Consider the following 13657-nt stretch of genomic DNA (forward strand, 5'->3'; position numbering starts at 1 on the left):
AAGACCCTACCGAAATTTGCAGGAAACAAAAATGCACAAGAGTACGATGTGGCAAAAAGGGTAGGGGCGAGGTTTATCACGTTCCTAACGCCAAATGCAGCAAACCGATAACCACCGAGAAATGCGGCGTTTTCGGTGTAGGAACGTGATGAATCACGCCCCTACGCTCCCTTGCATAGCCTTGCCTACACTCCCCGCAGCTGCTATCCACGTACCCCATTTCGCCTAATCATAGCCGTGAAATATCTTTACAGAAAATCAATACTTTTTCTTCCGTTTTCCAAAAGCGTAGGTTTTGCGCTGCAAAACAGCCGCTTTTACCTTGCAAAACCTACGCTTTTGGAATGCGAAACAATAGGTTTTGGAACGCCAAAGAGTAGTTGTTGATTATCAGTGAGTTACAAGTGATAAAATAAAACACTGTTTGTAAAGATATTTTACAACACCAACAGGGACGGCAAATGATATTTCAGAAGGGGTAGAGGCGTGATTCATCACGTTCCTGAAACCAAATGCAGCAAGCCGATAGCTACTGAAAGAAGTCGCTTTCTTTGTATAAAAATGTGATAAACCACGCTCCAACGCTGCCCGAATACCCGACATAAATAAAAATATATTACGAAATGTTTGGCATTAAGAGATAAAAACGTTATATTTGCGAAAGTAAATGGTAATAACTAAGAATATAAAACATAGTCTGATTAACTTAATTAAACGCCCACGTCTCTGAAACGGCGTTGCTCTTGAAAGGAGTTTTAATGGGGAGGCACTACTACAATGAAACCACATTTACTAAAGAACGTGTATGCTACTATGGCTGCACTGTTCATCGCAATGTTTGCGTTGCCCACTACGGCGCAGGCACAAGGTACGGCAAGAATTATTCTCGAGGCACACGATGTATGGAAAGATGGCAGCGGCTACCAGTTGTTGCTCGATGCCGACCACAATCTTTATGGCGACAAGATTCCTGTCGGAGGACCGCTATGGAAAGACGCCAACCCACCTGCCGACCTCTACGATGGCTTCGAATACAAGATTCCAGCCAATGCCGACCCCTCTACGAAACCTCAATATATGGTTGTAGACGGCGAGGATTTTGTGGATATTCCTGCAGGAATCTACGATTTCTGCATCGCAGCACCGCAGGCTGATAAGAAAATATGGATTGCAGGAGATAGCGATGCACCCACAAGAGACAACGATTACAAGTTCGAAGCGGGCAAGACCTACCGCTTTGCTATGTATAAAAGCACGCAGGACGAGAACGATGCGGCAAAACTGACGATTACCGAAAGCGGAAACGTTACAACCTATAAGCTATGGATTGGCGGCACGCAGGTTACCTCAGACAACTGCAGCGACCTTCCCCACACGAGCGGAACGGTGAGTTACGACCCACCGACCAGAATGCTTACACTCGACAATGCCACCATTAACGCATCTGACGGAAGCGAGGGTATCTGGTCGAAGATTGACGGACTGACTATCTTCATCAAGGGAACCACTTCCATTACCACCAATGGTGCCGCTGCAATCAAGACCGAAGCATCGCATTGTACCATCGGTGGCGGCGAAAAACTCAAGCTGTCGGGAAAGAATTTCGGACTGAATGCTGCATCGAATGCCTTTGTAACCATCGTTGATTGCGACATCGAATGCGACGGCTCTTTCGGTAACGACAAGAACGATGCCGATATAACCATCAGAAACTCTAAGATAACGGCAAAGGGAAAAGGCTCGCCAAGTGTCTACGGCATTCAGAAACTCACCCTCGAAGCCTGTGGCATAGCACAGCCCGAAGGTGCCGTCTACGACCCAGCACTATTCGGTATCGCCCTCAACGGACAGTTGGTAACAGACAAGGTGGTTATCAAGACGATAGAGAACTACGACCTTGAAATAGCAAACACAAAGGTAACTGCCACCAACTGTGGCGACCTCTCTGTGATTAACGGTGTAAGTGGAACGGTGAACTACGACCCAACGAACAAGGTTCTTACGTTGCAGAATGCTGCAATTGTTACAGAAAACGACAACGCAATCTTGTCGAATATCGATGATTTGACCATTAAGTGCATCGGCAACAATAGTCTGTCGGCACAGAAAGCAGCCCTTACCTTTAGAAATTCGCTGACCATTAAGGGCGGAGGAACACTTGATGTAGAGAGCCAGAAAGATTGTGCTGTCTTTGTAAACGGAGGCAATCTCACCATCGACAACTGCACCGTGAACGCCAAGAGCAAGATGTACGGTATCTCTGGAAACAACGGCGAGAACGAAATTCTTGCTGTCAAGAATGCTACGGTAACGGCAGAAGGAACCGAAAGAGGCTCTGTCGTGGACTTTGCCACACTCGAATTGACAGGTTGCAGCATCACTCAGCCTATGGGAGCTAAGTTCGACCCAATGAAGCATTGCATTGTTTTGAATGGTGAGAAGGTAAAAACCAAGGTGGTAATTACAACCCCAACTGCCATTGAAGCCCCAACTGCCGACACCGCAGCTACACAAGGCATCTACACCCTTAACGGTATCCGTCTGTCGGGCGAACGAAAAGACTTGCCAAAAGGTGTTTACATCGTGAACGGCAAGAAGGTTGTGAAGCTGTAAAATAGGCTCGCAGGTGTGCATAAAGTATCTTGCAGATATGCAATGCACTGCTTTCCTGCACCCTTTCGGATTAAATATTAAGTATTGAAAACAATAGTAGGAGCGTGAGCAATTTGCGCTCCTACTTTTTTTGTGCGGTCGTCTCGCCCCGCCACAGATACATTCCACACGCCCTATTTCGCCTTACCACAACCACGAAATATCTTTACAGAAAATCGGGTGTTTTTCTTCGGTTTTCTAAAAGCGGCTGTTTCGCATCGCAAAACAGCCGCTTTTACCTTGCAAAACCTACGCTTTTGCAATGCGAAACAATAGGTTTTGGAACGTCAAAGCGTAGTTATTGATAATCAATGAGTTATGAGTAGTAAGATAAAACAATATTTGTAAAGATATTTTACAATATTAAAAGGCATTACAAATGATATTTCAGAAAGGGTAGGGGCATAATTTATCACGTTCCCAACACCAAATGTGGCGAGCAGATAGCTATTGAAAAAGGTCTGCTTCGTTGGTGTTGGGAACGTGATAAACTATGCCCTTACATTCTTGTTGCTTGGTTTGGCGGACTGAAAATGCGAAGTTGTGCTTGTTGGTACTTCGTTCAGAGCATACGGTGGGTGCGTGTCTGCACTGCGTTTACTTCACTTTCTTTCCTTTATAGTATGTGTTGAACGTGTCTTCGGCATAGCCGTCTTCTAGCACTTTGAAGGTGGATGAGAAAACGTCGTCCATCTTTTGTCCCATATAGTACACGTTGAAATTGTCTTTGCCGTAGCCCCAGCCAAGGTCTTTGAAACTTCTTGGCGAGTCGCTAATCTTTCTTCCACGGAAGAGAACAGCGTTCGAGGTGATGCGGTAGCCGTAGTAGTCGTCTGGACCGTACATATCTTCGTCCATCGGATAGTCGCCAGGGTAGGTCGGCATCGCCACGCGAAGACTGAAAGTCATTGGGTCTACATACGGAAGAATGCGTCCTAAGTAGTACACGTTATAGCGGTCTTTGGCATAGCCGAAGCCCAAATCTACGAACGAACGGTAGTCGGCGTCGATGATGGGTTGCCTTTGGTAGTACACTTTATTGCGGTTGAGCGAATATGGCTTTATCTTTTGTTGTTGCGCCTGTGCGCTGATGTTGAGTGTGAAAGCAGCGAAAAGCAAGAGTACGCTGCAACGTAGGGTGTTGAACTTAATCTGTTTCATAGTCGTTTCCTTTCTTGTTTAATGCCTGCTGGCTGTTGTTTTATGATAGTGCAAAGGTAATGCTAAAAACCGAAACTGCCATCGGGATTACCCTAAACTGTGGTAGGGAAACCAGACTTTTGCGTAGGTTGTTGCGTCGCATTGTCGTTATTCCGTTGGTGTGCAGGGCGTTAGGAATGCAATAAAATGTTCCGTTAAGTTGCTTGCTGTATGGTTTAAGAGCGTGAAGAACTATATCTTCATGCTCCTAAATAGCTGTTTTACTTCACGAAAGTTTAGAATTTGTACCCGAAACCAAGGTTCAGATAGATGGGATACATATTGAAAGTAATGGTTTTGAAGTTGCTTTCGAATATGTCGTTCATAGCCCACGTAAGGTCGGCGTTCAGCGTGAAGTGGGTAGAAGCCTGCCACGTGCCGCCTATCTGTGTGCCCCAGTGGAAGTGGTTCAGATGCGATGAGAAGTCGTAGGTAGCCGTCTTGCCGCCCTCGTATGTCAGTTTTTCGCCTATCGGACTGCCTTCTCGCAGGTAGCCGTTGCTGACGTCGCCGTTGAATTCGCCGTCCAAGCGGAACGAAGCGAAGAGTCCTGCACGCACTTTCCATTTGTTGCAGAGGCGATAGTTAGCCATTACGGGAACGGAAAGGAAGGTGCTGGTGTATCGTGTCTTCACGTAGCCTGTCCAAAAGCCCGACACACGTTCGCCCTCGTTGATGATTTCCATGCTGTAACCCTTTGTTGTGGAACCCGTTATCATTCCTTTCTGCTCGAATTTAAGTCCTGCCGACACGCCCCACTTATGGTTTGAGCCGAGCCACTTGGTTGCTACGCCCTCGAGCGATGCGTTCAGGCGCGGACTGTAGCTGTCGATGCTTCTTATTTCGCGCGGTATAGAGAGTGGCGATGCGCCGCCAATGTTCACTCCTGCCTTTACTTCAAGTTCCCAGCCGTTGCGTTCGCTTTCTTCGTTGGCGTTGGGTGTGTTCTGCGCCTGTGCCGTTGCGGCTACGAATGTCAGCAGTGTTGTGGCTGCTGCTTTGGCGATTATATTTGTTGTTTTCATTGTCTTTTCTTTGTCGGTAGGTTTTATTTGTAGTAGAGTTCCATTTCGTCTACGTAGAGCGTGCTGCCCACTGCGCCGTTGAAAATGGCACCGTCCTTGCTCGACGACATGATGATAGCGAGGTTGTACTTGCCCTCTGCCAGCTTCTTTGCGTCTACCTTGCGTCCGTCTACGGCTTTGAAGTCGAGTAGGAAGTGCGTCCACGTGTCGGTTTCCTTGCGGTCGGTCAGTTCAGCCTTCAGCACAATGTTGTCGCTTGTAAGCGAGTTGGTTCCGTCAAGGTGCGGCACCTGCTCCGTAACCTCGTAGAGCACGGCGTAGATAGCGAAGTCGTCGTGCATTCCTTTCACCTCTTTGCTGTATTTATCGGTGAACACTGCGCCCGCCTTATACTTGTAGTAGCCCGCCAGTCGGGTAGGCATCTTGCGGAAAGGCTGACCGAAACGTGTAGACTTTGCAGGGTTCATAATGTCGATTTTGAATGTTCCCGTAAACAAGTTGCCCGCTGCGATGGGTGCATTGACCATCTTTCCGAACGACCCTGTGCTTACGGTCTGCAACTTGGCGCACTTGCCTTTCAGTCCGCCATCTGCCTGACTGGTAGGGTATTCTTCGGCTTTCGCCTTTGAGTTGGTAATCAAAAAGCCTGCGTTTCCGCTGCCCCATTCCATCGTGTCCTTCGGTGCAGTGAGTTCGTAGAATATGTGGAAGAACTTGGTTGTTTCGGCGTCGTCTGGCGAGCGTTTCGCCTCGTGCCACTTTATGTTCTCGAAATGGTATTCCGTTGCCACATCTTCGCTGATGAACGATACCTTGTATTGCTTTTTCCACTGTCCGTCTTCCGATGTTACGGTGTAGGTCTGCGGTGTCATAAAGTTGCGTACGGTTCCGCTTGCAGGCTCAATGGTAGCCCCTGGTGTAAGTTCGAACTTCGGTGCAAGCTGTGTCAGGTCGTTTCCGCCGTTCACAAAGAATTTCACCTCGTTGTTCGTAATTACAGGTTCGCGTATCAGCAGGTTCTCGCCGTCCACTTTTGCCGTTACGATGTCGGCCTCCTGGTTCGGTGCTTCGTCCTTGATGCACGCAGTGAGCGACAGGGCGAGCGACAGGAAAAGTATTCCTGTTTTCAATGATTTCAAAGGATTCATTTTCTTAATGTATAGATATTTTGGGTGCAAAATTACGAAAAAGTTTTAACATCGTGCCATTTGTGCCACTTTTTTGCCTGCTTTCGGTTTCGTGGTTGCCTATCTGCAATCTGCCTGCCGTTTCGCAATTGAAAGGCGCAAATTCCGTATTCCTCATCTTGTTTTTGGGTGGGAATAAGGCGATAATGCTGTAAATATTTTTCATAAGCGCATCTATTGCGTAACTATCTCGTTATCAATGTGTTGTAAAACCTATTGTTTTGCGTTCCAAAAGCGTAGGTTTTGCACGGTAAAAGCGGCTCTTTTGGAACGCAAAACAGCCGCTTTCGCAATGCCAAAGCGAAATTATCGTTTTCTTATTGATTTATCTTTACAAAATGGCAGCTGTTTTCAGCATCTGTTATCCTTTCGTTGTGGGGATACGATTCATTAAGGTTGATTTTTGCAGATAAGTAGTGAGATAAAGAAGAATAAAGGATAATAAATCTAATTTTCCTTTTTCTCATAAAATAATAATCTAAAGTTTTGCCTACGATATTAGAAAATAGTACCTTTGTAAATAAACTTTTAAATGAAGTATTCATTGTAATCGTATAAGCGAACTCGAAGATAATAGGACTGATAAGATATGGCTTACAGTTTTTCGTGCAACTTTGTCTAAGAATGAAAAAGATTAAAATATGGAAGCTAACAATAACGATAATATGCTCATCTATCAATCGGAAGATGGGAAAATCAAGATAGACGTCCGTTTTGAAGGTGAAACTGCTTGGCTTAGCTTAGAGCAGATGTCAATGCTTTTCGGTCGTGACAAATCTACAATATCCAGACATATTAAGAATGTATTTGAAGAAGGAGAATTGAACCTTAATTCAACTGTTGCAAAATTTGCAACAGTTCAAATGGAAGGAAGCAGAACTATCGAAAGAAATATAGATTATTACAACCTTGATGTTATTATTTCTGTTGGCTATCGTGTTAAATCGCAACAAGGTACGCAGTTTCGTATCTGGGCAACTCAACGTCTGAGAGAATATATCATAAAAGGTTTTGCGCTGAACGATGAGCGGTTTAAAACAGGTTCATCGTACAATTACTTTAAGGAACTCTTAGGGCGCATTCGAGAGATACGTCTTTCTGAGAAGGTATTTTATCAACAGATAAAGGACATCTATGCCACCAGCATAGACTATAACCCTTCAGACGATATGACACTGGCATTTTATAAGGAGGTACAAAACAAATTGCTTTGGGCGGTAAGTGGAAAAACGGCTGCAGAACTTCTTTATTATCGTGCCAATGCAACGCTTCCTATGATGGGGCTGACTTCAACTTTGAAAGAGGGGAAGGTAACCAAAGCCGATGCCTTGATAGGTAAGAACTATCTCAATGAGGACGAAATAAATATGTTGAAACTAATTGTAGAGCAGTTTCTTGCCTATGCAGAAGCACAGGCATTGGCAGAGAAGCCTATGTATATGCGTGATTGGGTGCAGAAACTACGCCTTGTTCTTACTATGAACGAGAAAAATATTCTTGAACATGCAGGTAGTATTTCTCACGAATTGGCAGTGGAGAAAGCTACAAAGGAATACATTGCTTACAAAGAACAACAACGACAAATAGAGCATATTGACAGTATTAAGCAGCTTGACCAAGACATCAAGCGTATTGCACCAAATAAGAATAGTAAGAAAGAAACACAACGATAAGCAAGAGACATAAGAATATGCGCCACTTCAAATCAAAGGACTTGAGGAGGAAGAAAGGAGAAGACATCTGTTCATACCTTCGGCAGCGGGTCTTTAACGAATTTTTATATACCCTTTAAAAGGTAATGGAAAAAAAATATTACCTTTGCAAGCAACTTTGCACTTACTGCAAAGGAAAACGCAGAAAGACAATTACACATTATTATATATAATAGATGAAAAAGTTTAGATTGGTGGACAACACGCTGGGGTGGCTCGCTTTCCTGATTGCTGCCTTCGTTTACTGCTCCACGATAGAGCCAACGGCAAGTTTTTGGGACTGCCCCGAGTTTATTACAACAGGCTATAAGCTCGAAGTAGGGCACCCACCGGGGGCACCGTTCTTTGCGCTTACAGCCAATCTCTTCTCGCATTTTGCAAGCGACGTAACGCAGGTGGCACGTATGGTGAACACTATGAGTGCGCTGTTGTCGGCAACGTGCATTATGTTCCTGTTTTGGACAATCTCCCATCTCGCACGCAAGCTAATCGTGCGCGACGGCGAAGAAATATCAATGGGCAAGATGATAGCCATTGAGGGCGCAGCGATGGTGGGCGCATTAATCTACACTTTCAGCGATACTTTCTGGTTTTCGGCTGTCGAAGGCGAAGTTTATGCCTACTCGTCGGCGTTCACGGCAGTGGTGTTTTGGCTCATATTGAAGTGGGAAGACAATGCCGACAAGCCGCACGCCGACCGATGGTTGGTTTTAATTGCCTATATGACAGGACTTTCCATCGGTGTTCACTTGCTCAATTTGCTTTGTATTCCTGCCATCGTGCTGGTTTATTATTACAAGCGTGTGCCCGATGCCAACCTCAAAGGCTCGCTCATTGCCCTCGCCGTATCTATCGTTTTGGTGGCTGCCGTGCTTTATGGCATCGTGCCAGGCATCATCACCGTGGGCGGTTTCTTCGAGCTTTTGTTTACCAATACGCTCGGTATGCCGTTCAACACGGGTACCATTCTTTACATCTTACTGCTCATTGGCAGCTTTGTTTGGGCTATTGCCGAAACCTATAAGGACAGCAATCGCAATCGTCAGAACATAGCATTCCTTGCTGCTTTCGGACTTATCGGTATTCCGTTCGTGGGCTACGGCTGGAGCGCATTCATCGTTGGCATCATCATACTTGCAAGTCTGTACTTCGTGCTCAACATCAAGCGTGGCAAAGAGTTGCTCGTTTCAGCACGTTTGAAGAACACGGCGTTGCTCTGTATGCTCATGATGATAATCGGATACGCATCGTATGCCGAAATCGTGATACGCTCAACGGCGAACCCTCCAATGGACCAGAACTCGCCAGAGGACATCTTTACGCTCGGAAACTACCTTGCACGCGACCAGTATGGCGACTCTCCGCTGCTCTACGGACAGGCTTATACCAGTCAGCCAAAGGTGGCAGAAGACGGCAGACACTACGAGATGAAGAAGGGCAAGCCTATCTATGAACGCAAGGAAAAGGCATCGCCCGACGAGCCAGACGCTTACTTCCTGGTGCGCAACAAGACATCGCAGGTGTTTGAACAGAATATGTTCTTCCCTCGTATGTGGGACAATGCGCACGCACAGGACTACGAACAGATTATGGGAGGCATAGACGGACACGACGTGAACGGCGTTAAGATGCCGACACAGTTCGAGAACATACGCTTCTTCCTGTCTTATCAGTGCAACTTTATGTACTGGCGATACTTTATGTGGAACTTCGCTGGTCGCCAAAACGACATACAAGGCTATGGCGAACCTGAACACGGAAACTGGATTACGGGTATCTCGTTCATCGACAATATGCTCTATGGCGACCAAGACTTGCTGCCCGACGAGCTGAAAGCAAACAAGGGACACAATGTGTTCTACTGTCTGCCGCTCTTGCTCGGTCTGCTTGGTCTGTTCTGGCAGGCATGGCGAGGACGCCGAGGCATACAGCAGTTCTGGGTAGTGTTCTTCCTTTTCTTTATGACAGGACTTGCCATCGTGGTTTATCTGAACCAAACACCAAGCCAGCCACGCGAGCGCGACTATGCTTATGCAGGCTCGTTCTACGCTTACGCTATATGGTGCGGACTCGGAGTGCTTGCCATTTACGACTGGCTGAAGAAGCTGAAGGTTTCCGGAACCGCCGCTGCAGCCATTGCTTCGGCAGCATCTATCCTTGTTCCGATACAGATGGCGTCGCAGACTTGGGACGACCACGACCGCTCTGGACGCTACACTTGCCGCGATTTCGGACAGAATTATCTGAACTCTATGCAGGAAAAGGGCAACCCAATCGTGTTCACTAACGGCGACAACGATACTTTCCCACTGTGGTACAACCAAGATGTTGAAGGCGTGCGCACCGACACTCGCGTCTGCAACCTGTCGTACTTGCAGACCGATTGGTACATCGACCAGATGCGCCGACCTGCCTACACATCGCCAAGTGTGCCAATCAAGTGGAACCGACTCGACTATATAAGCGGTACAAACGAATACATTCCTGTGCAGCCAGAGCTGAAACAACAGGTGTTAGACTTATACAAGGAGAACCCTGAACAGGCAAGACAACAGTTCGGTGCCGACCCATTCGAACTGAAGAACGTGCTGAAATACTGGGTGCGTTCGCGCGACCCGCAGTTCCACTGCATACCTACTGACACGTTGTATATGACCATTGACAAGGCAGCAGTGCGCCGCAGTGGTATGATGATGCCCACCGACAGCATTCCAGACCGTATGGCTATCTCGCTCGTGGGTAAGGAAGGATTGATGAAGAGCGACATTATGATGCTCGAAATGATTGCCAACTGCAACTGGACACGTCCGCTTTATGTGGCTATTACCGTAGGCAGCGACAACTTTATGAATCTTGGCGACAACTTCATACAGGAAGGATTGCTGAACCGCATCACACCGTTCTACACCAAGGAGGCAGGTAGCTTCGACACAGATAAGACCTATAACCTCGTTATGAACAAGTTCCGATGGGGCGGAGTAGCTACAAAGGGAGTCTATCTCGACGAAACCGTTCTGCGTATGTGCTACACCCACCGTCGTGAAATGGCACAATTGGCAATGAATCTTCTGTTGGAAGGCAAGCGCGACAAGGCTTTGAAGGTGCTTGAGAAGGCTGAAAAGGAACTGCCAACCTATAATGTGCCGCTTTCGTTCTCACACGTGAAGGGTGGACCGATAATGGCTGACGCCTACGCAATGTTAGGAAAGAAAGCCAAAGCAGAAGCAATGTACAATGCAATGTGGAAGACATCAGCGCAATACGTGCGCTACTACTTGAGTCTTCCTACAAATACATTCAATATGAACATGAGTTCTTGCGCAATGCACTTGCAGATTATGTATCAGTATATTCGTGCAAACGAGCAGAACAATCCGCAGTGGGCAAATGCACACAACGCCGAACTTATGGGAATGTTAAAGGCTTACGAGGCAAAAGGCGGCAAAATGCAGTAAAGCATAGAGGCGGTCAGAAAGCAACGAATACAGGACAAGACGTGTAGGGACGTGATTTTTCACGTCCCCCACACCCTGCCAACAGCGCGAAAGCGTTGTTTCATCACGTTTCCAACACCGACCTCGCACCCTCGAACGTTCGTTATCTCGCTGCCTATTCTGCGATAACAGAAAATGGAGGAACACGTTTTTCCGCCATTAACCACACGAACACCCACCCCAAAAGCCTCTTAACGAAAGACAAGGGAATACGCTGAATATGTTTATAGAACAACCCGCACGCTGGTTGCGATGGCTTTACCCGCACGCATTGTGGCGAATGTCGCCCGACGACCACTCCGTCTATCTGACATTCGACGATGGTCCTATCCCCGAAGCCACACCTTTCATTCTCGATACGCTCGACAAGTACGGTGCAAAAGCAACCTTCTTTATGGTTGGCGACAACGTAAGGAAGTATCCCGAACTTTACGAAGAAGTGGTGCGCAGGGGGCATTTGGTGGGCAACCATACCTATCATCACCTTGGCTCGTTCAAGCATTTCACCCTTACCTATGCGGTCGATGTCATCGAAGCCAACGCCCTCATCAAGTCAAAGTTCTTCCGTCCGCCGCACGGCTGGCTCCGCCATACCGTCTATTGGTGGGTGAAACGGAGGTATCGTGTCGTAATGTGGGACCTCGTAACCCGCGATTACTCCAAGTGGCTTACAGGGAAAGACGTGCTGCGCAACGTTCAGAAATACGCCCGCAACGGTTCTATCATCACGTTCCACGATTCATTGAAGAGCATCGACAAGCTTCATTACGCCCTGCCGCGTGCTTTGGAGTGGCTGAAAAACGAAGGATATGAGTTCAAGATATTCAAGGAAGGAGATTAAAGTCGAGGCAGAACGTCTCGGCTTTTTTGCTTGTGGCATAGCCCGTGCCGAGCCTGTCGATGCCGAAACAGCCGCTGCCGTGCGTGGTTGGATAAGCAAAGGCAGTCAAGCCACGATGGACTATATGGCGAACTACACCGAAAAGCGGCTTAACCCCTGCTTACTCGTGCCTGGAACAAAGTCCATCGTTTCGCTCGCTATGAACTATGCCCCTGCCCAAACGATGCCCGAAACCGAATATCAGCTCGCTGCCTACGCCTATGGGCAAGACTATCACGACGTTATGAAAGCGAAGCTGCGACAGCTCGCAGCCCTCATCGCCAACAAGTTTGAAGGCGAAAATGATAGCGAAGTGGGCGAGAACGACGGCAATAGCACAGCCATTACCACTCCTAAAACCAACAAAACCAGTGAAGAACCTACGGGCGAAATCCGTGTTTTTGTCGATACCGCTCCCGTACTCGAACGCTATTGGGCGCAGCGGGCAGGCTTAGGGTGGATAGGAAAGAATCATCAGCTCATCATTCCCCGCGCAGGCTCCATGTTTTTCCTTGGCGAAATCTTCCTTCCCTACGAGTTCGAAAGCTACGACAGTCCTATGCCAAGCCGTTGCGGCAATTGCCGTCGCTGCATAGAAGCCTGTCCCACCTGTGCCATTACCGACGAATGGGGCTTCGATAGCGAGAAGTGTCTGTCCTACCAGCTCATCGAAAACCGTGGCGAACTCTCCGAACAAGCCAAGCAAAGTATGGGCACCACCATCTACGGGTGCGACCGTTGCCAAACCGCCTGCCCATGGAACAAGTTCGCAACGCCCAATACCACCCCCGAATTTCAGCCCAAATCCGAACTCCTTGCCATGACAAAAGCCGATTGGCACAACCTTACCATCGACGAATACCGTGCTCTTTTCAAAGGCTCAGCAGTAAAACGTGTCAAGTTCGACGGCTTGAAGCGCAACATTTCAGCAAAGGAATAAGGGCTTAATTCTAAATACATACTGTGCAAGCCCTGCTATATAGAGCAACAACCCATCGTTTTCGACAGTGCTTTTACTATTTGAAAGGTATGGCTTATTATAATCTTAGCACCGAAAAAATAACCGTGTGGCTACGAGGAACGTGATGAATAACGCCCTTACATTAAAGCAATGGTTTTGTAAAGATAATTCCAACGAAAAACGGTAATTTCGGTTTGGCATTGCGAAAGCGGCTGTTTTGTAGCGCAAAACCTACGCTTTTACCGTGCAAAACAGCCGCTTTTGGAACGCAAAACAATAGGTTTTGCAATGCGCTGATAATTAGGTTGTTATGTAATAGTTGTGCTTGTGAAAAATATTTACAGTATTTGTGGGCGTTTTGAACTGTTATGGCAGATATTCGGAGTTGCCGATGCGAGGTGCTATCCTTGCAACAGAGCCGATTAATGGCAGGTTTTGGAAATCGTCTTTGTAGGGTTTGGAATATGGAAGAATACCACGATTTTTCTTCCTTTCTTTTGTTTAATTAAAATATTTTTATTATTTTTGCAAAACTCGGTAGTCTAT

8 protein-coding genes are annotated in these 13657 nt (G+C 47.0%); 5 read left to right on the forward strand and 3 right to left on the reverse strand.

Annotation, left to right across the window (positions count from 1 at the left end):
* Positions 1-777: 777 nt before the first annotated feature.
* On the forward strand, positions 778-2613 hold the full coding sequence (locus BWX39_RS09015; protein ID WP_036860741.1) for a DUF2436 domain-containing protein: 1836 nt from the start codon (positions 778-780) through the stop codon (positions 2611-2613).
* A gap of 636 nt (positions 2614-3249) precedes the next feature.
* Here the strand turns inward: BWX39_RS09015 and BWX39_RS09020 are convergent.
* The 3 genes from BWX39_RS09020 to BWX39_RS09030 all read right to left on the reverse strand — a co-directional run bounded on the left by BWX39_RS09020 (position 3250) and on the right by BWX39_RS09030 (position 6025).
* Entirely contained in the window at positions 3250-3813 is a 564-nt protein-coding gene (locus BWX39_RS09020) for a DKNYY domain-containing protein (RefSeq protein WP_028905978.1), read from the reverse strand.
* A gap of 275 nt (positions 3814-4088) precedes the next feature.
* Entirely contained in the window at positions 4089-4877 is a 789-nt protein-coding gene (locus BWX39_RS09025; protein ID WP_028905977.1) for a porin family protein, read from the reverse strand.
* 23 nt (positions 4878-4900) lie between these two features.
* Positions 4901-6025, reverse strand: a complete 1125-nt coding sequence (locus BWX39_RS09030) for a PCMD domain-containing protein (protein WP_028905976.1) — start codon at positions 6023-6025, stop codon at positions 4901-4903.
* A gap of 680 nt (positions 6026-6705) precedes the next feature.
* On the opposite strand from BWX39_RS09030, the gene BWX39_RS09040 reads away from it, so the two are divergent.
* The 4 genes from BWX39_RS09040 to queG all read left to right on the forward strand — a co-directional run bounded on the left by BWX39_RS09040 (position 6706) and on the right by queG (position 13090).
* On the forward strand, positions 6706-7737 hold the full coding sequence (locus tag BWX39_RS09040; RefSeq protein WP_028905974.1) for a virulence RhuM family protein: 1032 nt from the start codon (positions 6706-6708) through the stop codon (positions 7735-7737).
* A gap of 215 nt (positions 7738-7952) precedes the next feature.
* Positions 7953-11231, forward strand: coding sequence for a glycosyltransferase family 117 protein (locus tag BWX39_RS09045; protein WP_028905973.1), 3279 nt, complete (start codon positions 7953-7955; stop codon positions 11229-11231).
* Between the two features lie 259 nt (positions 11232-11490).
* Positions 11491-12111, forward strand: coding sequence for a polysaccharide deacetylase family protein (locus tag BWX39_RS09050; RefSeq protein ID WP_028905972.1), 621 nt, complete (start codon positions 11491-11493; stop codon positions 12109-12111).
* Positions 12080-13090, forward strand: a complete 1011-nt coding sequence (gene queG / locus BWX39_RS09055; RefSeq protein ID WP_028905971.1) for a tRNA epoxyqueuosine(34) reductase QueG — start codon at positions 12080-12082, stop codon at positions 13088-13090. The genes BWX39_RS09050 and queG overlap by 32 nt, the downstream gene beginning before the upstream one ends.
* The last annotated feature ends 567 nt before the right edge of the window (positions 13091-13657 follow it).

The sequence above is a fragment of the Prevotella intermedia ATCC 25611 = DSM 20706 genome (genome assembly GCF_001953955.1).
In the GTDB taxonomy this organism is placed as follows: Bacteria; Bacteroidota; Bacteroidia; order Bacteroidales; family Bacteroidaceae; genus Prevotella; species Prevotella intermedia.